Origin of the sequence: Massilia sp. Root133 (assembly GCF_001426525.1) — a bacterium.
Taxonomy (GTDB): Bacteria; Pseudomonadota; Gammaproteobacteria; order Burkholderiales; family Burkholderiaceae_D; genus Telluria; species Telluria orientalis.
In genome coordinates this window covers 61870-82262 of record NZ_LMEW01000002.1, presented here as the reverse complement: position 1 = coordinate 82262, position 20393 = coordinate 61870, and the positions used below count along the sequence as shown (strand labels likewise).

Sequence of the window (20393 nt, the reverse complement as noted above, 5' to 3'; positions counted from 1 at the left end):
TTCATTGACGCGATCGATCAGCGGCCGTCGCGGTCCGAATCACCGGGAATGGCACGCTCCACGCGATCCCACGCGGCGCGGCTGGCCGACTTGGCCTGCTCCCACGACAGGCGCGAATGGCCCTTCACGCGATCCCACTCGTCGGCCATGTGCGGCTCGGCCAGGTCGTAGGACGGGAAGCGGCGGGCATTGTTGTAGCCCAGCGCATACGCCGGCGAATAATCGTCGTACGTGTAGCCAGTGGTGTAGTACGGCTGCGTTTGGTAGTTCGAGCGCCAGTACGCATCCTCTACCGTCGGATTCACGAGGTGGCCGGCGCCCTTGCCGACCATGCCGCCGGCGATGCCGCCGATGGCTGCACCTGCCGCCATGCCGACCGGGCCGCCCACGGCGCCGATTGCCGCACCGGCTGCAGCACCGCCACCCGCACCGACGCCGCCGGCCAGGTTGTGCTCATGCAGGTCGTCGCCCGGTTTCGGGTTCACGACTTCGCCCGCGCCCTTGCCGGCCATGCCGCCCGCGATACCGCCGATGGCTGCGCCCGCGACAGTGCCGATCGGACCGGCCGCGCTGCCCACGGCGGCACCGGTCAGTGCGCCCGCACCGGCACCGGTGCCCTGGGCCAGGTTGTGTTCATGCAGGCGGTCTTCCGAATGCGGATTCACCACTTCGCCCGCACCGCGGCCCGCTGCGCCGCCGGCCAGGCCGCCGATCGCGGCACCGGCCAGGGCACCGACCGGACCTGCCACGGAGCCCGCAGCCGCGCCCATTGCGGCGCCGGCGCCGGCGCCCGTGCCCTTGGCCAGATAGTGTTCGCCCAGGTCGTCGCCCGATTTCGGGTTGACGACTTCGCCCACGCCCTTGCCGGCCATGCCGCCGGCGATGCCGCCGATCGCGGCACCTGCCGCCATGCCGATCGGACCGCCGGCCGCGCCCAGTGCGGCGCCGGTGGCGGCACCCGCGGCGGCGCCGATGCCGGTGCCGATCACGTGCGAGCCGCCGTTATCGGTGAAGGTCTGGTTCAGGTAGGCAACGTCCTCGTCCGAACGCGGCGTCACGCCCATCACGATGCCGCCGTTGTTGATGCCTTCCTCGTAGTGCTTGACGCGTTCTTCCGGGATGCCGGCACCGATCAGCGCGCCGATCAGGCCGCCGGTGATGCCGCCCGCGCCTGCGCCGGCCAGTGCCGCTGCCAGCGGACCGGCGACGACGAGGCCTGCACCCGGGATCACCAGCGAGGTGCCGATGGCGGCCACGCCGGCCAGCACGGCGCCGATGGTGCCGCCGATACCTGCACCGGCAGCGGCGCCTTCCGCGGCCTTGCTGCCCAGCTCAGTCTCGGTGTCGGAGAAATGGGTCTTGCGGGTCGTGTCCGACATCATCAGGTTGACGTCGTCCTTCGTATAGCCGCGGGTGGAGATGGCGCCGTAGGCGCGCTCCGCGCTGGCGCGGTCGGGGAACAGCCCGGTCACCATGCGGTTCTGCTTGTTCTGCTCGTTCGTGCTGTTGTCGAAAATAGCCATGATGAAATCCTTTCAGTAATCGAAGCGGTCCGGGGTGTAGTGTTCACTTGGTGCAAAGTGGCTTAAACGATATGCCTGCCGAGCAAGGCGCTTCTGTTCGGTGACGCACCGTGTTGGGGACATTCCGCACAACAAGAGAACGTCGCCGCAGTTTGCGCGTCTAACGTTCGGCAACGCACCGACCCGGTACCGTGTGCATCAATAGACTTTGCACATGGCCTCGGCATTCAATTGGCCTGGAGTATGTTTTTTCCAACTTGAGGAGGACTCAACATGTTATTCATTATCTGGATCGTTGTTGGTGGTGTGCTCGGCTGGCTCGCCAGCATGATCATGAAGACGGATGCTGAGCAAGGCATGATTCTCAATGTCGTGGTCGGTATCGTGGGAGCCTTCCTGGGTGGCTGGCTGCTGTCCCCGCTGTTCGGTAGTGGCACCATCAACTCCGATGACTTCAGTGTGTCGTCGCTGCTGGTCTCGTTCCTGGGCGCTGTGATCCTGCTCGCAATCGTGAATCTGCTGCGTCGCGGCCGCGTCCGCTAAGCAGGTGCAAGCCCCGCTTTGAAAACCAACGTCGGCTGGCGTTGGTTTTTTTACGTCTTAAAGTCGAACTCATGCGTATCAAACGTCCCATGGTCGTCCTCATCACCTGCATCGCCACGCTCGTGGCAGGCTTGCTCGTGCTGAACTTTGCACCCGGCGAAAAAAAGATCGACACGCAGCTCACGCGCCTGTACGACACGGACGATCCGCAATTCCGCCGCTCGCTGGGCGTGCTGCTGGGCCCGCCCATCATCGAGGGCAACAAGGCCGAAGTGCTGCTCAACGGCGACAAGATTTTTCCCGCCATGCTGGACGCGATCCGCTCGGCGCAAAAGTCCATCAGCTTCGAAACCTATATCTACTGGGAAGGCACGATCGGCCGCGAATTCACGGACGCGCTGTCGGAACGGGCGCGCGCCGGCGTCAAGGTGCACGTGCTGCTCGACTGGATCGGCAGCATGAAGATCGACGACAAGTCGCTCGACGAGATGCGCCGCGCCGGCGTCGAAGTGCACCGCTACCACAAACCCGTCTGGTGGAAACTCGCGCGCCTGAACAACCGCACGCACCGCAAACTCCTGATCGTCGACGGCAAGGTCGGCTTCACGGGCGGCGTCGGCATCGCGGACAAATGGCGCGGCCACGCCCAGGATCCCGAGCATTGGCGCGATTCGCATTTCCGCGTGGAAGGCCCGGTCGTCGGCCAGATGCAGGCCGTGTTCAACGACAACTGGACCAAGGCGACGGGCGCCGTCCTCGACGGGCCTGCCTACTTCCCGGCCCTCGTCGCGCAGGGCGACATGCCCGCGCAGATGTTCTCCAGCTCGCCCACGGGCGGCAGCGAGAGCATGCACCTGATGTACCTGCTGGCCATCACGGCGGCGCGCCACACGATTCACTTGTCGAACTCGTACTTCGTGCCGGACGAACTGGCCGTGAAGGCGCTCGTCGCGGCGGCGAAACGGGGCGTGGACGTGCGCATCATCACGCCGGGTCCCATCATCGATTCCGACATCGTGCGCGCCGCCTCGCGCGAGCGCTGGGGCGAATTGCTGGAAGCCGGCATCAAGATGGCCGAGTACCAGCCGACGATGTACCACGTGAAGGCACTGGTCGTCGATTCGCTGCTCGTCTCGGTCGGCTCCACCAATTTCGACAACCGCTCGTTCATCCTCAACGACGAGGCCAACCTGAACGTGCTCGATCCTGACTTTGCCAAGCAACAAGAAGCTGTCTTCGAAGACGACTGGAAACACGCGCGCCCCATCACCTTGCAGGCGTGGCAAAACCGTCCATTCATGGAGAAAATCGGCGGCAAGCTGGCCGACCTGATCGGGGCGCAGCTATAAAGGACAAGCCATGAAACAAACCCTCATTGCGCTCGCGATTGTCGCCTCGTTTTCCGCACAGGCCGACGAGGGCATGTGGATGCCGCAGCAGCTGCCGCAAATCGCGCAGCAACTCAAGGCTGCCGGCCTCAAGCTCGACCCAAGCACCCTGACCCGGCTGACCGCGTTCCCGATGGGCGCCGTCGTGAGCCTGGGCGGCTGCTCGGCGTCGTTCGTGTCGCCGCAAGGCCTCGTGATCACGAACCACCACTGCGTGTACAACAGCGTGGCCGTGAACTCCACGCCGCAGCGCGACCTGCTCGCCGACGGCTTCCTCGCGAAGACGATGGCGGAGGAACTGCCCGCCGCGCCGGGCAGCCGCGTGTTCGTCACGGAGGAAGTCACGAACGTCAGCACGCGCGTGATCACGCCCGACGTCGCGACACTGACGGGCAAGGCACGCCTGGATGCGATGGAGAAGAACCAGAAAGTACTCGTCGCCGAATGCGAGAAGGATGCCGGCTACCGCTGCACCGTCGCGAGCTTCTACGGCGGCCTCGAGTTCTACCGCATCAAGCAGCTCGAGATCCGCGACGTGCGCCTCGTGCACGCGCCGCCTGGCGGCATCGGCAAGTTCGGCGGCGACACGGACAACTGGATGTGGCCGCGCCACACGGGCGACTACGGCTTTTATCGCGCCTACGTCAGCCGCGACGGCAAGGCCGCGGACTACGCGAAGGACAACGTCCCGTACCGCCCGAAGCTGTGGCTCAGGATCGCGCAGGACGGCGTGAAGGAAGGCGATTTCGTCATGGCCCTCGGCTACCCGGGCCGCACGAACCGGCACCGCCTGCCGTCGGAAGTGGCGTTCACGTTCGACTGGAATTATCCGGCCTTCGTGAAGGCGTCGGGCGAGACGCTGGCCGTCATCGAACGCGAGACGAAGAACGACCCCGCCGCGCACCTGAAGTACGCGGGCCAGATCGCGAGCGTCAACAACTACTACAAGAACCGCAAGGGCATGATCGCCAGCTACGAAGGCAGCGACATCCTCGCGCGCAAGACGGCCGAGCACAATGCGCTGAAGGCCTGGGTCGCCGCGGACCCGCGGCGCAAGGCCGAATTCGGTGCGGACATCGAGGCGGTCGAAAAACTGATCGCCCGGCGCGACGCCGACTCGCGGCGCGAGTTCTTCCTCGGGTATTCGGTGCCGCGCTTCCTGAACTCGGCGCGCACCCTGTACCGGCTGGCGAACGAGCGCATGAAGCCGGACATCGAACGCAAGTCCGGCTACCAGGAACGCGACCTGCCGCGCCTGGCGTCCGTCATCGGCGGCCAGGACCGCACGTATGACGAAAAGGTCGACAAGGCCCTCGTGTTGAACTTCCTGAAGCAGTACAACGCGCAGCCGGTCGACCAGCACGACGCCGCCTTCGACGGCGCGCTGGGCATCGGGCCGGGCATGAGCGAGGCCGAGCTGAAAGCGGCGCTGGACCGCATCTACGCAGGCTCGCACCTGCAGGACAAGGAGGTGCGCACGGCGTGGCTGACGAAGACCCCGCAGGAATTCAGGGCCAGCAGCGACAGCTTCATCAAGGCCGCCGTCGCGATGTACGACGCCGACATGAAGCGCGAGGCGGAAGAGGACGAACTGGCGGGGCGCATCCAGAAGACCTACGCCAGCACCATGAAGGCGAAGATCGCGTACATGAACAGCAAGGGCCGCGCCGTGTATCCGGATGCGAACAGCACCCTGCGGGTCACGTACGGCAACGTCAAGGGCCGCGACTACGGCGCCGACGGCACCGGCTCATGGACCGCGTTCACGACCGTGAAGGGCGTCGTCGCCAAGCACACGGGCGAAGGCGAGTTCAATGCGCCGGCGCGCCAGCTGGCCGCCATCCGCGCGAAGGACTTCGGCCGCTGGGCCGATCCGAAGCTGAAGACGGTGCCCGTCGACTTCCTCGCCACGCTGGACATCACGGGCGGCAACTCGGGATCGGCGGCATTGAACGCGCGCGGCGAACTGGTGGGCCTCGCGTTCGACGGCACGCTCGATTCGATCATCTCCGACTGGGATTTCGATCCGCGCGCCACGCGCGACATCCAGGTCGACGTCCGCTACATCCTGTGGAACATGGAGAAGGTCGACCATGCGGACAACCTTCTCAAGGAGATGGGCGTGCTGTAATCAGTCGGCCTTGGAGCGCTGCAGCGAGTTCTCGAGTTCCGCCATGCCGGACGGCAGATCCACGGTCGCGCCCAGGTCGCGCATCGTGCTGCCCAGCGCGTGCACCGTGCGGAACAGGTGATGCGCGCGGCACTGCTCGCCCATCTGCCCGATCCGGACGATCGGCAGGCCGAAGGCGCCCGAGATCTCGACCTGGTAGCGGCTCGAGATCGTGGAGCAGACGGCCTGGTTGGTGATGCCCTCCGGCAGATTGATCCCGACCACCGAATTGAGCCGCGATTCCGCGGGCGCGAACAGGGACAGGCCCATCGCCTCGATGCTGTCCTGCAGCGCGGTCGAGCAGCGCAGGTGGCGGGCGAACCTGACGGGCAGCGTTTCCTCGCACACGAGGCGCAAGGCTTCGTGCAGCGCCAGCACGCCCGACACCGGCGCCGTGTAGTGGTACGACGCCTTGTGCCAGAAATTCTCGGCCAGCAGGGCGTCCAGGCACCAGTGCGTATTCGGCGTGGGCCGTTCGCGGATCCGGCTCCACGCGGCGTCGGAGAACGCGAGCAGCGAGACGCCCGGAATCGACGACAGCCCTTTCTGCCCGCCCGTGATCACGGCATCGACCTGCCAGTCGTCCATCTCGAACGGCGTCGTGCTGAGCGTGCACACGGCATCGACGATGACGAGGCAGCCCCGCGCCTTCGCCAGCCGCGCGATGTTCTTCACGTCGTTGTTGAACGTGGTGTTGGACGTTTCGCCCTGGACGAGCGTCAGGCAGTGCGGCCGGTGTTCGTCCAGCAGCGCTTCCAGCCTTTCCAGCGACATCGAGTGCGGGAAGATCTCGTTCATCGTGACGACGTCGGCCCCCGCGCGGCGGCTCATTTCCGCCATGCGGCCGCTGAAGAAGCCATTGCAGATCGAGAGCACGCGCGTGCCGGGCCAGACCAGATTGCAGATCGCCATTTCCATCGCCGCCGATCCGGGACCGGCCACGCCCAGCACCCAGTTGGAGCGGGTCTGGAAGACGTATCTCGCCATGTCCTTGACCTGGGTGATGATCTTCGCCATGGTCTCGCCCAGGTGGTTGATGACCAGCGAATTCGCGCGGGCCACCGCGCTGGGGATGGGCACCGGGCCGGCGCCCATCATCAATAACGGATCGTCCGGCAGGATGGCGCTGAGATGGTCGACGTGGGGCGGGAGGATGTCGTTGCGGGATGGCTGGAGGTTGGAATGGTTCATGGTGGGCTCGATCGGTTGACAGTCGAACAAGTGTATCAAGTATTCCATCCGCGCCGTCTGCATCTCATACCGCGCAATGCGCAATCCATGCCATCGGGCCTGCCGGCCCGGAGCCGATTCCTTACACTGCCTGCACATCACCCATAAGGAGAATCGGTATGAAGCGGATCTGGATCTGGGCACTGCTCGCCGTCGCATGCGCGAACGTGCGCGCGCAGGACGACAACATTCAGGAAGTGCGGACGCAGGCATGGGCGCAAGCCCGCGCCATCGTGGCGGACCTCGATAAAATCGTCGCGCCGCACGGCGTGCAGGAATCGTACAAGACGCGCATCGGCGGCATCGACCAGTGGCTCACCGTGCGCGGCCAGGAGCGCGACAACCCGATGATCCTGTTCGTGCACGGCGGCCCCGCGTCGCCCGTCACGCCGACCCTGTGGCAGTTCGAACGCCCGCTCGAGGAATACTTCACCATCGCGAACTGGGACCAGCGCGGCGCCGGCAAGACGTACGGCGAGACCGATCCCGCGCAGGTCGCGGACACGATCCACATCGACCGCTACGTCGACGACGCCATCGAAGTGGCCGAGCACCTGCGCCGGCGCTACGGCAAGAAGAAGCTGGTCCTGATGGGCCACAGCTGGGGCACCATCGTGAGCATGAAGGCGGCGCTGAAACGTCCGGACCTGTTTTATGCCTACGTCGGCATCGGCCAGGTGATCAGCGTGCGCGAGAACGAGCGCATCAGCTTCGACTACGCGCTGGCACAGGCGAAGGCGCACAAGAACGAGGAAGCGCTGCGCGACCTGCAGTCGATCGCGCCCTACCCCGGCAACCAGCCGATCACGCGCGAACGCATCATCGTGGCGCGCAAATGGCCGCAGTACTACGGCGGATTGAGCGCCTACCGCAGCGAGTCGGCCTATTATTTCGACGGCCCGCGCCTGTCGCCCGAATACGATGCGCAGCAGGTGAAGGACATCGACCAGGGCAGCCTGCTCACGCTGGGCCGCATCCTGCCAGAGTTCGTGCAGGTGGATTTTTCGAACGTGAAAAGCTTCCCGATCCCGGTGGTGATGTTCCTGGGCCGGCACGATTACACGACGCCGACGGCACCGACGGAGGTGTGGCTCAAACAGGTAAAGGCGCCGTCGAAACAGGCGGTGTGGTTCGAGCGGTCGGCGCACATGGTGCCGTGGGAGGAGCCGGGCAAGACGCTCGTCAGCCTGCTGACGTACGTCCGGCCGCTCGCGCAGTAAAACTCAATGCATCATTTCGGTAGGCTGGACGCCCATTTTGGCACTCTGCCGGGATGACGCAGTGTCGACGGCCAGCTGCCATGCTGGCCGGCATTGCTGGCTGTCCCCGGCGAATACACGGTCAGTCCCGCAAGTTGGTCCCGGTACCGTGTCCGGAAATCGAACCGGACGTCGATGATGGCGATGCGATCGTCCTGCCGACCATGACGCATCGACTACCTTTCCTGAAGGCCAAACACGCTGGTTCCTGTACAGGCAACCGGTCAATATACGTCCGTCGTTCAATGGTCGTTGCCTGAACAGGTCGGCGCAAATGTCAAATCAGCCCTGTGACAAAGGACGCATTTTAGAGCCGTGATGCTCTGATAGAGTACCAACCTCGCAGGTATTCCGTCCCCTGTTTGCCCACCTTGTCATGACCGCAACCGAGACGAAGGCGTGCATCCAGCATGCTTGGCATCGTTTGGCAAACGCGCTTTGGATTGCAGGTTCGGCAAACGAGTTCAGTCTTCCGTTCCATGCCTTTTGCGTTTTTCGTAATCATGCATGTAGCCCATGACTTCCAATCGCCCCGTTCTCTCGCGTGTGCGCTCCGAACCACTTGTGTACGTTGGCCGCGGCATATCGCGGTTAGCCTCCGCAATACTACACCCGAGCATTGACGTCGAATACACGCCGCCTGTCTTTTGATTTGAAACATAAGAACGAAACTCTGCATCATCAATTTCTTATTTCAACCATAGAATCAATAGTTTAATACGCCAGTTCCCAACGCAACGAACAACGGCTTATGACGCTCCTGCAAGACTTACTACAAGCCCACCAGAACAAACGCCTGCTGCGTTTATCTTTCCCGCATGACGATGCGCCCCCAAGCCGGCTCATGGTCAATCGTTTCAGCGGTACGGAATCGTTGTCACGGGACTTCGAGTTCACCGTCGAACTGCTTAGCGACAATGCAAGCATTGGGCTCGAAACGATGCAAGGCAAGTTACTTTGCATTTCATTGGTGCAGGCTAATGGCAAATTGCGGCCATTCACGGGCTACGTTTCTGAATTTAAACTCGTAAAAACCGATGGCGGCGTTGCTTTTTATGAAGCAAAGCTCGTTCCTTGGCTGCACTACGCGCGGTTGCGTCAAAATAACCGTTTGTTTCATAACCAGACCCTTCAGCAGCAAACTGCGGAAATCCTGAAGGAATATGGACAGCTTCCTGTCTGGGAATGGAAAGTCCTGGGTGAACAGCCGCAATACACCATGTGCACTCAATGGTCGGAGTCGGACCACAATTATTTGTCCCGGCGCTGGGAAGCGGACGGCTACGCGTATTGGTACGACCATACGGAGAAGGGACATACGCTGACGATCACCGATGACACTCCCAGTGTCGAGCCTATTGATACGTATCCACCTGACATCCGCTATCACAGCAAGGAAGGTTCTCAAGAAGAAGACGCGATTGCGCATTGGAGCACGGTGCGTCAATCGGCATCAGCGCAGTCCGCGATCAGCGGATTCGACTTCAAGAGTCCCCGTCCAACGCATGTGGATACCACTACCATCAATCAGCAAGGCGACATTCCTCGACTGGAAGTGCATAGCTACGAAGGTCATTACGGCTTTAGACAACGGGCAGGGGCGTACCGTCTGGCCCGTCAACGCATGGAAGAAATGGAGGCGCGCGGCACGTATTGCCAAGCGCGCGGCAACAACAGAAGCGTCGCCCCAGGGAAGTGGTTTCGGCTGGTCGGTCACTTCAATTACACGGCAAAGGACAATGAATTTCTGATCCTTGAGGTGTATCACGAAGCCAGCAACAATTACCTGCACGGCAAAGACACGGCATCCGAATACAAGAACAGCTTCATTTGTCAGCCCAAGAACGTGCCGTGGCGCCCGGGACGTGGTTTTGCGAGCACCGATACCAAATTGTTGGCGTTGCAAACCGCGCTGGTTGTCGGTCCCGAAGAAAGAGGCAGCCTGAACGTCGACGAATACGGACGCATTCAAGTTCGCTTTCATTGGGACCGCGATGGGACAAGCAGCTGTTGGGTGCGGGTCGCCACCAACTGGGCTGGCGGCGAAAAAGGACTGACGAGCCATCCGCGAGTCGGTTCAGAGGTCGTTGTGCAATGGCTCGACGGTAATCCAGACCACCCATTGGTGACTGGATGTGTGCACAACCAGAGCACGATGCCGCCCTGGAAACTGCCGGAACAACAGGCGCTGACGGGCTTGCGCAGCCGGGAGTTGACCGCAGGCGGCGGCAACCAGCCGGGCGGACGCAGCAACCATCTCGTGCTCGACGATACGGCCAACCAGATCCAGGCCCAGTTAAAGAGCGACCACCAGGCCAGCCAGCTTAGCCTCGGCTATATTACCCGCATCGAGGACAACGCCGGACGCAAGGACCCCAGAGGCCAGGGATTCGAGCTTCGCACGGATGGGCACGGCGCTTTGCGTGCGCAACAGGGTTTATTGATCACCACCGAAGCGCGCCCCGATGCGGAGGCGCACATCACGGACATGGCCGAAACCCTGGCTCGTATGACGCAAGGTCACGACCTGCTCGACAATCTGTCCCAAGCAGCACTGCAGGCTCAGGCCCATCAAAGCGGCGATCAGGATCACGTCGTCCAGGCGATTCAAGCCCAGATCAAGGCAATCAACGGGCAGAAAAATTCGCGTGAAAAAGGCCAGTTTCCGGAGTTTCAATCGCCTCATTTGACACTTGCCAGTCCCGCCGGCATAGAAGCCAGCACGGAAGGCTCAACCCATATGATCAGTACTGAGCACAACGCCCTAACTTGCGGTGGACATGCCAGTATTAGCGCCGGAAAAAGTTTGCTGGTCAGTGTCAAGGAGGCCGTACGCCTTTTTGCCTACAAGGCCGGCATGAAATTGGTGTCCGCCAGTGCCGACATCGACATCACGGCATTGAAGGAAAGCGTCAATATTCTCGCCAAGCTGAACATTACGCATTCTGCCAATCGTATCTCGATTACGGCGAAGGAAGAAGTCGTGATCAACGGCGGAGGTAGCTATTCCCGCTGGAATGCATCGGGTATCGAAGAAGGCACCAACGGCACTTGGCGCTCACATGCGGCCCAGCATGCCATGGTCGGACCAGCCAATGGTCCCGTTCCCGAAGCAAAGCCAATCGAGGTTGCATTGAAGGAAACTCCGCCTGAACACCATGTGGCGTTTTCAGTCCAGCACATCCCGGGGCCATCCCCAGCGCTGTTTGCGGGACAACCCTATACGCTGCTGAAAGACGGCGCGGAAATCAAAAAAGGTTTATTCGATGAGTACGGGCGCCTGACGGTGGACAAAGCCGAGAAGGGAGCGACTTATCAGGTTCGTCTACATAATGGCACGCTGCACGATGTGCCGATAGCGCGAGAGCGGATGGAATCCGATCCGGATAGTCCCGAGTACAACGAACAACAGTTATCGAATAAAGGTTATCGGGCCGACGGTGAGGATGCCGAGAAACGGCTATCGCAGCGTAACCGTGGCACTTCCTAATAAGTACATATCAATAGACACCCCATCGATATGACGCTCTCTCAGCCAACCGATCTAACCAGACTTCTTTCAGAGATACAGAATCCTGAAAAGAGTCACGTCGACATGATCAAGCGACGCGCCAAAGGCAGCCTGCAATGGTTTCTTGAAAAGGACAGCAAGACTCATCCTATTCATGACAACAATCACCTGGAATTTCATATTTGCGGGCAAGACGCATTTACTGCTATCGAGAAAGACATTCGCGCGGCGGTCAGTAGTATTGACCTGGTGCTTTGGGGGTTCGACCCTGGCATGGAATTAGTGCGCAAAGGAAACGTCTGGCCACGCGGTACAACCTATGGCGATCTGCTGACCGCAAAGGCGCGTGAAGGGGTAAAAGTTCGCCTCTTGGTCTTTTATGCACACACCCCTTTTGTCGGGTGGGTTCCAGGTTACAACATTGCTTCAAATCTTGTTAACAATGTCCCGGATATCGGAAGTCTGAGCGGTATCCCATGGCCCACGCTGCCGACGGAGTTGAGCGCCCCTGATACTGTTGGCAAGTCAGCGTCGGAGGTGATGGAATTGCGGCAGGAGTATTGCCGTTCATGGTGGCGTATTGCGCTTCGTGGAGGTTTCACCAATCTGGAAATTCGCCTGCGCAAAGCGTATCCAGATGCAATCGGTAAAAATGTGGGGAAATATCTGCCCGGCTCCGTCAGGACTTTGACTGAAGCTGCCGGCATGATGGAAATTGGCACACATCATCAAAAACCGATTCTCATCGATTATGCCCCAGATAAGGCAACCGCAGCCAAAGCCAACTCGTGTGGTTATGTCATGGGCCTCAACAGTGTAACGGACTATTGGGACACGAGCGAGCACCGCTTCAACGACGGCCTGCGCGAATACAGCCCCGAAGGCGCCTTCTGGACGAGACCTTGGCGGCTGAAACCCTACCGCGATTACGCTATTCGTGTGCAAGGTGAAGCGCTATACAGCCTCAACAAAAATTTTGTGGAAGGATGGGATAACGCCAGCGGCTATGGCATGGCGAACGGCGCTTCGATTTTCAGCAGTAGCCTGGAAAAGGAGCGCAAATCGGCCCATCCCAAGGATCTTCCTGTGGCACGCGGTGCTCGATGCCGGGCGCAGGTCCTGCGTACCTTCCCGGAAAAAGAAGACGCTACCATCCTCAAGGCGTACGTCCTGGCAGCGTCGAACGCCGTCAATTATATTTATGTCGAGAACCAGTATTTCCAGCTGGACGACTGGCCCCGTATGATCAAGAAACTGCGGGAGCAGTACTGCCAGGCGATGATGCAGGCTGGCGCAAAACCGGCTGACATTGCGCCGCTGAACATGTTCGTGGTAATCCCGCAGCCCGAGCGTGCCGAGATGGTGCCGAATACCTACGACACCATCAACCAGTTGGGCCAAGGCCGGTCAATCGGCGCCTACGACACACTGGTGCAGGGCCGGCGCAAGGGTGACCCCAAAAACTCGGGCGGCCTCATTGTCAAGGATTCGCTGAAGACCGCTCCCGCCAATCCACGAGCTGAACTTGAAGCCTTGGGCATCAAGACCGTTGTCGCCATGCTGATGACCTATGATGCCGGCAAGGAGGCCGAGCATATCCGGATCAAGAAGCGCGACAACGATGCGCAGGAGGCAGAAGCGAAAGCGAAAGCCAAAGCAGAAGAGAAAGCGAAAGCGGAAGCGAAAGCGAAAGCGGAAGCGGAAGCGAAAGCGGAAGCGAAAGCGAAAGCGGAAGCGGAAGCGGAAGCGGAAGCGGAAGCGGAAGCCAAAAATAGAGCTAAAAATAATACCGATGCCGAAGTTAAAAAAGAAAAAGACGACGATCTGGATACAGGAAATTACAGCGAATACAACGTTATTCCGCGCTCCTACCGGGAGATTTATATTCACAGCAAATTGATGTTCGTGGACGATGTGTACACTACGCTGGGCAGCGCGAACTTGAATGCACGCAGCATGGCTGGCGACAGCGAATTAAACATTTGCACCGAGGAATGGGCTTTTACGAAGGCGGCCCGCAAACGAGTTTGGGGGAATCTCGCTGGTGAGGATTTCGACGGCGGCGAAGGCACGAGAAAAGATGTCGAAGCAACGCGTAAAGGATGGCAGCAGCGTATAGATCTTAACAAAAAAAATAGATTTGCCAAGCATCCACCAAAAAGCAATAGCTTTATACATCCCTTTGAAGACCCACGAGGAGAGCCGCTAGTCAGGCTCGCATAATGTGAAAGAAAAGGCCTGCATTTCGATGCGTAAACACCTATTTTTAGCTACCGAGGCGACAATTTTCGCCTTGGCAATTCTATTACCGGGCTGCTCCATGAAAGATAATTCACATGATATTTCGCTTCCGCGCTTTACGAAGCTCGAAGCGTTCAACCCTCACCGCGCGGAGTTTGCATGTAAGCACGAAACGGATGTCACCCCGCCAATCTCAGTAGAAGCGGAAGCTGTTTTCCAGCAGGCCATGAGGCTGGACAATCATGACCTGTGGCCCGCGCAACGTGACTACTCGAAGATCGCCGCGCTGTACGAACATGCAATGAAGCTGGGCCATTGGAAAGCGCAATTCAATCTGGCCGGACTGTATTTGAAGGGAATTGGCGTTCCACCGGACACCGAAAGGGCACTCGCGCTGACCGAGGATTTGATGCGGAAAGGTGTGCCGGCTGCTTGGGACAACATGGGTGCATACTACATGGGTGGCATCGGACCGCTCGAGCAGGACGCAACCGTGGCGTACGCGTTCTGGCAGAAGGCCGCTGACATGGGGAGCATGGCTGCGCAAACCTATATTGGGGCGAAGCTGCTTGCCGCCAGCGATCAGCCACCGGAAGCGTGGGCCAACAGAAATGTGGGCATGAAGATGTTGGAATGCGCATTTGCTCAAGGTTATGCCAGAGCAGGCTATGAATTGGGCTTGGAGTACGCAACTCTCGGTCAAGATGACAAGACAAAAAAAGCATCGGCGCTTCAATACTTTCAACAGGCAGTAAAGTTAGGAAGCGAAAACGCAGCGAATTTTCTTGGCGTTGACTTTGGCGCAAAGTCGTTGGATACGGCAAGCGTCGTCGCAGAACTCGACAATTCCCGCTCCGAACGTTACATGGTTCTTGGGGACGCACTTTCCAGAAATCCCGACCTGCGCTTCCCCAACCTCGACAAAATATTGCCGCTGCCTCCCGCCAAACTGCCACTGTGGAACGGGGACAAGGAAACCCTCATCAATGCCGCCAAAGCGGTCGTACCCAAACCTGTAACGCCACCCAAACCCGTACCGCTTTCGGCCGGGCCGCGCACTGGAAAAGCCTATATACCCGAAGGCTGGACCCTTCCCTCCGAGCCGCAAACACGGGTGGCAGCCCAATACGAAAGCACCGCCGCGTCACTCGACGGGTATTGGATCGCGCGTCTGATGCATCCCATGACGGACCGCCATCTCGCCTGGAATGCCGCCCAGGTCCCCCTCCATTACGAAAAAGGCGAACTGTTCGATCGCAGCCGTCCCGGTTTGCGTGACGAAGACGGCCGCATCCAGTTTCATTATCTCGGCCAGCCGGTCGAGCAGACAGTGCCGGTTGCGGCCACCGAACATCCATTCGTCATCCGGGGCATTGGCCGTTATGGCGACATGCCCACACTGTCGCGTCAATGCAAAAGTCACTTTACCTGCCCGCTCACCGGCATATGGCGCGCAGAGGTGCCACAAAGTCATCCATCATCCTCCGTGTTCAATCAATGGTATCGGCAAGCCTATGTGACACAAGGCCGGCATTTCCCCGATCCCAAAGAACAGCATCTTGACATTGGCGCCCACGAGGTTACCTGGCATTGGCTCGGCAATGCCAACGACATGCGTGGCGACCTGGAATATGTCAGCCTGGGCGCACCCGAAGCCGGGGCAGATACGCACGGCGACACAACGTCCTCATCTTCACATAACAAGGGCCGCGATGCGTAACGTAATTCGACTCGGTGACGCCACTTCTCACGGCGGCAAGGTCATGAGTGCGAGCGCATCCCATGTCACGGTTGAAGGCATTGCGGTCGCACGCCTCGGCGATGTTTGCAGTTGTCCCATCAAGGGACATGACAACTGCACGATTGCGGAAGGCGATCCGCATCACGTCGTCGACGGCATTCCCGTCGCCTATTCAGGACACAAAACCTCGTGCGGCGCCGTCCTGATTGCGAGCACGGGAAACTTGGGTACACCTTAGCGCGACGTTCACTTGTATGCACAAATGGATTTATCCACTGAATGCGGCGACGATCGTCCATACCGCAATACAGGCCGTACACTGGGTCTTGAAAAGCCGAACGGCAACACTATTGGCAGTTTCAAACGCCCAACCATTTTTAGACGAACGGGTCCATGCTTAGCGCAAAACAAAAAATTTACCTCAAAATTGCGGCCATACTCGCCCTGGGGCCGCTATTCGTGATCGCGCCTTTCCATATTCCGGTCAGGGTGTGCCAGTCCGAATGGAACGACAGCAAGGGAAACCCAATCAAGGACGCCCCGATCAGCTGTCCGGCCAACGTCAAGTCGCGGGAGGTTGGCGGCAACCGTTACGGCGTCATCGCAGGGAAGACCTACCGCATCGACGTTTGGCATGTCCATGAACCGGCCACGCTGTGGCAGTGCATGACTGGCGTCGCATGCATTCCGATACCGATCCGCGCTCGCACTACCACCACGATGTCCTTCACGCACGTGGATAGCGACCCCGACATCGGCCGGCTGCGCGCGCTCGGTGTCGGTGACTACATGACCGACGGACGTTCGCTGTTCAGTGACACGCGTCGGGTTACAGCGGACGCACCACCCGTCAACATCGACAAGCTCAAAATGCTGACATGTCCCTCGCACTTTGGAACCGCGTTGACCACGGAAACCGAGCCATGCGCATGGTATGCCAGCGATGGTCACTATGTGCTTTATGGTGCAGACGTGGTCGAGGAAGCTGATCTGGCGACGTTCAGGGCCGACCTGCCGGTGCGAGAGCTGGACACGAGAAATACGAACGATGGCGTCTTCGCCCGTGACCGGAACGCCGTTTATGTCGGCGCAACCCGGCTGGCCGGGGCCGATCCCGCGACGTTCGGCGCCTTCAAGTCAGGCTTCCCAGATTGCGGCCGCATCTGCCTCATCGACGCGCAGCACACGTGGCGCTTGACGGCCAGTGGTGTCGAAGAAGTGGAACTTTCGCCGGAAGATCTGGCCGAACTCCGTAAAGCCCTGCAAGAGACGCTGGCCAAACGCGCCATGCATTCGTCCCCTTGACTGCTCACGAGCTTAGTGCGTCAACTCCGCCTGCGCCGCATCCGCCTTGTTCAACCGGCTGTTCCGCATCCCATACCCAAAATACGTGAGAACGGCCACCGCCATCCAGATGGTGAACACCGTATAAGTCGTGCTGGACAATCCGCCGACGAGATACAGGCACGCGAGGATCGACAGCCCCGGCACGAGGTAAGGCCCGAACGGCACGCGAAAGCCCTTGCGGCCCGTCTCGCCCTGCTTGCGGCGGATGACCGGCACCGCGATCGACACGACCATGAACGCGACCAGCGTGCCCATGCTCACCATGTCCCACAGGAAGGTCGAGTCGACGAGGCCCGCCACCGCGCCCACGGCGATGCTGACGATCAGCGTGTTCGTCACCGGCGACTGCGTGCGCGGATTGACTTTGCGGAAGGCGTTCGGCACGAGGCCGTCCTTGGCGATGGCGTACAGGATGCGCGTCTGGCCGTAGATCGTCACCAGCGTCACCGAGAACACGGAGATGACGGCGCCGGCCGACAGCACGAGCGCCGGCCATGCCTTGCCGGTCACGTTCTGCAGAATCACGGCGAGGCCCGCTTCCTGGCCCGCGAACATCGACGCCGGCTGGGCCCCGAGGGCCGCGATCGCGACCAGCATGTAGAACACGGTGACGATGACGAGGGCGGCCAGGATGCCGATCGGGACGTCGCGCGTCGGATCCTTGACCTCCTCGCCGGCGGTGGCGATGGTGTCCAGACCGATGAACGAGAAGAACACGGTGCCCGCGGCCGCCGTCACGCCGGCCAGGCCGCCGACGCCCTTGCCGTCCGCCGGCCAGACGAACGGGTGGAAGTTGTTGATGTCGAAGCCGGACAGCGCGATCGCGGAAAAAAACACGAGGATCGCCAGCTTGATCAGCACCATGATGGCGTTCGTCGTCGCCGATTCCTTGGTACCGCGGATCAGCAGGACGCAGCACAGCACGACGAGCAGGATCGGCGGCAGGTTGATGTGCCCCGTGTGGAATTCGACGCCGCCGTGCTTGCCCGCGACCACCAGCGGCGAGCGCAGCGCGTCGGGGATCTGCCAGCCGAGCGCGTTCTGCAGGAAGTTGTTCAGGTAATCGGACCAGCCGATGGCCGTCGCGCTGGCGGCCAGGCCATACTCCAGCAGCAGGCAGGCCGCGACGATGAACGCGGCGAACTCGCCCACGGTGGCGTAGGCGAACGAATACGAGGAGCCGGCGGCCGGCACGCGGTTGGCCAGTTCGGCATAGCACAGCGCGGTGAGGCCCGCGGTGATGGCGGCCATCAGGAACGACAGCACGACGGCCGGACCGGCCTTCGGCACGGCTTCCACCATCGTGAAGAAAATACCGGTGCCGATCGTGGCGCCGACGCCGATCATCGTCAGGGGAAACAAGCCCAGCGAGCGGCCCAGGGCGTGGGCATGGCCGTCATCGAGCTTGTGCTCGGACGTCTTGGTACGAAAGAGCTTTTGGCTCAGTGTCTGGTTCACGTCGTCGTCCTCTTGGCGCGGGTAGCGCTGTAGTCTTGTCCAAAGTCCGCGATTATAGGGCCAGTTTCCGGCACCGCTTTCACTGCGGGAAAAAAATACTTCCGTTAAACCTGCATTTTTAATGCAGATTTAGGTAGAATACGCCCATGGAGTTAGAATACGCTCGTAACCACTGAGCTGATCCGATGCGACTCACCCGATTTTCCGATATTGGCCTGCGTGTCCTGATCTATCTGGAACGCGCGGGAGAACGTCTGCATCCGGTAACGGTGGCCGAGATCGGCAAGCAATTCAACATCCCGCTGAACCACCTGGTCAAAGTGGTCGGGCAACTGGCCAAGCTGGGCTGGGTGCAGGCGACCCGCGGACGCAACGGCGGCCTGCGCCTCGCCGCCGATCCCGCCACGCTGACGATCGGCCAGGTGCTGCGCAAGCTGGAAGGCGAAGACGACGAACTGGTCGACTGCGACGGCACGGACTGCGCGCTGAAGATGGATTGCCAGCTGCGCGGCATGCTGCGCGCAGGCATGCGGGCGTTCTACGACGCGATGGACCGTTACACGCTGGCCCACGCCACCGCCGGCAACACGGGCGAACAGGTCGTGCGCATGCACCGCATGTTTTTGGATGGCGCCGCAGCGAAAACCGCCGTGGCCCTACCCGAGCCGGTGAGCGAGGACTAACTTCAAATTTGATGGCAAGCCCGCCGCGCGGGCCTTTTTTTGAATCTTAAATCTGCATTTTAAATGCATAATTAAAGGAACCACCATGATTTCGGAAGCTTCCCGCCCCTACATCGATGCCAGCGTCCCCGTCCTGCGCCAGCACGGCCTGACGATCACCAAGCTGTTCTACACGAACATGCTGGGCGCGCATCCTGAACTGACCCGCATCTTCAACATGGGGAACCAGGCCAGTGGGGCGCAGCAGCAGTCGCTGGCATCGGCGGTGTTCGCGTACGCGGCCAACATCGGCAACCCGGGCGCGCTGGGTCCCGTCGTCGAGCGCATCGTGCACAAGCACGTGTCGGTCGGCATCCGCGCCGAGCACTACCCGATCGTCGGCAAGCACCTGCTGGAATCCATCGCGGCCACGCTGGGCGACGCCGCCACGGAACCGCTGCTGAACGCGTGGAAGGAAGCCTACAACTCGCTCGCCAAACTGCTGATCGAAGCGGAAGCGAACCTGTACAGCACGGCCGGCATCCAGCCGGGCGACACCCGTCCGATGCGCGTCGTGGAAGTCAAGACGGAATCCGTCAACGTGCTGTCGATCCGCTTCGTCCCCGCCGACGGCAAGCCGGTCCCCGCGTTCAAGCCGGGCCAGTACGTCAGCGTCGCCGTCGACCTGCCGGGCGGCCGTCACCAGCTGCGCCAGTACAGCCTGTCGGATGCGCCGAATGGTGAAAACCTGCGCATCTCGGTGAAGCGCGAAGATGGCGTGGACGATACGCCGGCCGGTGAAGTGTCGAACTGGCTGCACGCCAACGTGAAGGTCGGCGCCACGCTGCAGGTGTCGCACCCGTTCGGCGAGTTCCTGCCGGAGACGGAAGGCGACGCACCCCTCGTGCTGCTGTCGGCCGGCGTCGGTGTCACGCCGATGGTCTCCGCGCTGAAACGCGTGGCGCAGGTGAATCCGCAGCGCCGCGTGATCTTCGCGCACGCCGCTCGCGACGCCGGCCACCATGCGCTGCGCGCGGAAGTCGAAGGCCTGGTGTCCGTGATGCCGAACCTGTCGGTCGTGACCTTCCACGAGGAGGGTCAAGGTGCCGCCGGCGTGATCGAAGGCCGCATGGACGTGGCGAAGCTGCCGGCATGGCCGCACGACGAGGCGTCGGTCTACCTGTGCGGCCCGCACAAGTTCATGCAGGTCCAGTGGCTCGGTCTCCTGAACGCGGGCGTGCCGGCCGGCCGCCTGTACCGCGAGGTGTTCGGGCCGGAGCTGCTCGACCACCTGCTGTAATCGAAACGCCGGCCTTCGCG

General features: G+C 61.0%; 14 protein-coding genes. 11 read left to right on the top strand and 3 right to left on the bottom strand.

Annotated elements, in window-relative coordinates; translation table 11 throughout:
• Positions 1 to 17 precede the first annotated feature (17 nt).
• A complete protein-coding gene (locus ASD28_RS33065; protein WP_056123837.1) occupies positions 18 to 1523 on the bottom strand; it encodes a hypothetical protein in 1506 nt (501 codons plus the stop codon).
• 273 nt (positions 1524 to 1796) lie between these two features.
• Between ASD28_RS33065 and ASD28_RS03085 the strand changes: the two genes are divergently transcribed.
• The 3 genes from ASD28_RS03085 to ASD28_RS03075 all read left to right on the top strand — a co-directional run bounded on the left by ASD28_RS03085 (position 1797) and on the right by ASD28_RS03075 (position 5585).
• Positions 1797 to 2066, top strand: a complete 270-nt coding sequence (locus tag ASD28_RS03085) for a GlsB/YeaQ/YmgE family stress response membrane protein (RefSeq protein WP_056123834.1) — start codon at positions 1797 to 1799, stop codon at positions 2064 to 2066.
• Positions 2067 to 2137: 71 nt separating this feature from the next.
• Positions 2138 to 3415 (top strand): cardiolipin synthase, encoded by a 1278-nt coding sequence (cls, locus tag ASD28_RS03080; protein ID WP_056123831.1) that lies wholly within the window; start codon positions 2138 to 2140, stop codon positions 3413 to 3415.
• 10 nt (positions 3416 to 3425) lie between these two features.
• Positions 3426 to 5585: a S46 family peptidase gene (locus tag ASD28_RS03075; protein WP_056123828.1), complete on the top strand. Its 2160-nt coding sequence runs from the start codon at positions 3426 to 3428 to the stop codon at positions 5583 to 5585.
• On the opposite strand, the gene ASD28_RS03070 is transcribed toward ASD28_RS03075, so the two are convergent.
• Positions 5586 to 6815 carry an alanine--glyoxylate aminotransferase family protein gene (locus tag ASD28_RS03070; RefSeq protein ID WP_056123825.1) on the bottom strand — a complete coding sequence of 410 codons (1230 nt, stop codon included), beginning with the start codon at positions 6813 to 6815 and terminating at the stop codon, positions 5586 to 5588.
• Between the two features lie 158 nt (positions 6816 to 6973).
• On the opposite strand from ASD28_RS03070, the gene ASD28_RS03065 reads away from it, so the two are divergent.
• The 6 genes from ASD28_RS03065 (at position 6974) to ASD28_RS03045 (ending at position 16911) form a co-directional block, all read left to right on the top strand.
• Entirely contained in the window at positions 6974 to 8074 is a 1101-nt protein-coding gene (locus ASD28_RS03065) for an alpha/beta hydrolase (protein WP_056123821.1), read from the top strand.
• A gap of 790 nt (positions 8075 to 8864) precedes the next feature.
• Positions 8865 to 11603: a type VI secretion system Vgr family protein gene (locus tag ASD28_RS03060; RefSeq protein WP_056123818.1), complete on the top strand. Its 2739-nt coding sequence runs from the start codon at positions 8865 to 8867 to the stop codon at positions 11601 to 11603.
• A 105-nt stretch (positions 11604 to 11708) separates the two neighbouring features.
• The gene (locus tag ASD28_RS31575) at positions 11709 to 13847 is read left to right on the top strand and encodes a phospholipase D-like domain-containing protein (RefSeq protein ID WP_229412377.1); all 2139 of its coding nucleotides are present in this window, start codon (positions 11709 to 11711) and stop codon (positions 13845 to 13847) included.
• Between the two features lies 1 nt (position 13848).
• Entirely contained in the window at positions 13849 to 15585 is a 1737-nt protein-coding gene (locus ASD28_RS32610) for a tetratricopeptide repeat protein (RefSeq protein ID WP_229412201.1), read from the top strand.
• A complete protein-coding gene (locus tag ASD28_RS30820; protein ID WP_082577456.1) occupies positions 15578 to 15844 on the top strand; it encodes a PAAR domain-containing protein in 267 nt (88 codons plus the stop codon). The genes ASD28_RS32610 and ASD28_RS30820 overlap by 8 nt, the downstream gene beginning before the upstream one ends.
• A gap of 155 nt (positions 15845 to 15999) precedes the next feature.
• Positions 16000 to 16911, top strand: a complete 912-nt coding sequence (locus tag ASD28_RS03045; RefSeq protein WP_056123811.1) for a hypothetical protein — start codon at positions 16000 to 16002, stop codon at positions 16909 to 16911.
• 12 nt (positions 16912 to 16923) lie between these two features.
• Here the strand turns inward: ASD28_RS03045 and ASD28_RS03040 are convergent, their stop codons facing one another.
• Positions 16924 to 18411, bottom strand: coding sequence for an APC family permease (locus ASD28_RS03040; RefSeq protein WP_056123808.1), 1488 nt, complete (start codon positions 18409 to 18411; stop codon positions 16924 to 16926).
• A gap of 185 nt (positions 18412 to 18596) precedes the next feature.
• On the opposite strand from ASD28_RS03040, the gene ASD28_RS03035 reads away from it, so the two are divergent.
• The gene (locus tag ASD28_RS03035; protein WP_056123807.1) at positions 18597 to 19094 is read left to right on the top strand and encodes an Rrf2 family transcriptional regulator; all 498 of its coding nucleotides are present in this window, start codon (positions 18597 to 18599) and stop codon (positions 19092 to 19094) included.
• Between the two features lie 85 nt (positions 19095 to 19179).
• Positions 19180 to 20373: a globin domain-containing protein gene (locus tag ASD28_RS03030; protein WP_056123804.1), complete on the top strand. Its 1194-nt coding sequence runs from the start codon at positions 19180 to 19182 to the stop codon at positions 20371 to 20373.
• The last annotated feature ends 20 nt before the right edge of the window (positions 20374 to 20393 follow it).

Excerpts from the sequence above, each read along its gene's own strand:
- cls (WP_056123831.1), top strand. The coding sequence starts at position 2,138 with ATGCGTATCAAACGTCCCATGGTCGTCCTCATCACCTGCATCGCCACG.
- ASD28_RS33065 (WP_056123837.1), bottom strand. The coding sequence starts at position 1,523 with ATGGCTATTTTCGACAACAGCACGAACGAGCAGAACAAGCAGAACCGC.
- ASD28_RS03030 (WP_056123804.1), top strand. The coding sequence starts at position 19,180 with ATGATTTCGGAAGCTTCCCGCCCCTACATCGATGCCAGCGTCCCCGTC.
- ASD28_RS03035 (WP_056123807.1), top strand. The coding sequence starts at position 18,597 with ATGCGACTCACCCGATTTTCCGATATTGGCCTGCGTGTCCTGATCTAT.
- ASD28_RS03045 (WP_056123811.1), top strand. The coding sequence starts at position 16,000 with ATGCTTAGCGCAAAACAAAAAATTTACCTCAAAATTGCGGCCATACTC.
- ASD28_RS03085 (WP_056123834.1), top strand. The coding sequence starts at position 1,797 with ATGTTATTCATTATCTGGATCGTTGTTGGTGGTGTGCTCGGCTGGCTC.
- ASD28_RS03070 (WP_056123825.1), bottom strand. The coding sequence starts at position 6,815 with ATGAACCATTCCAACCTCCAGCCATCCCGCAACGACATCCTCCCGCCC.
- ASD28_RS30820 (WP_082577456.1), top strand. The coding sequence starts at position 15,578 with ATGCGTAACGTAATTCGACTCGGTGACGCCACTTCTCACGGCGGCAAG.
- ASD28_RS03060 (WP_056123818.1), top strand. The coding sequence starts at position 8,865 with ATGACGCTCCTGCAAGACTTACTACAAGCCCACCAGAACAAACGCCTG.
- ASD28_RS03065 (WP_056123821.1), top strand. The coding sequence starts at position 6,974 with ATGAAGCGGATCTGGATCTGGGCACTGCTCGCCGTCGCATGCGCGAAC.
- ASD28_RS31575 (WP_229412377.1), top strand. The coding sequence starts at position 11,709 with ATGATCAAGCGACGCGCCAAAGGCAGCCTGCAATGGTTTCTTGAAAAG.
- ASD28_RS03075 (WP_056123828.1), top strand. The coding sequence starts at position 3,426 with ATGAAACAAACCCTCATTGCGCTCGCGATTGTCGCCTCGTTTTCCGCA.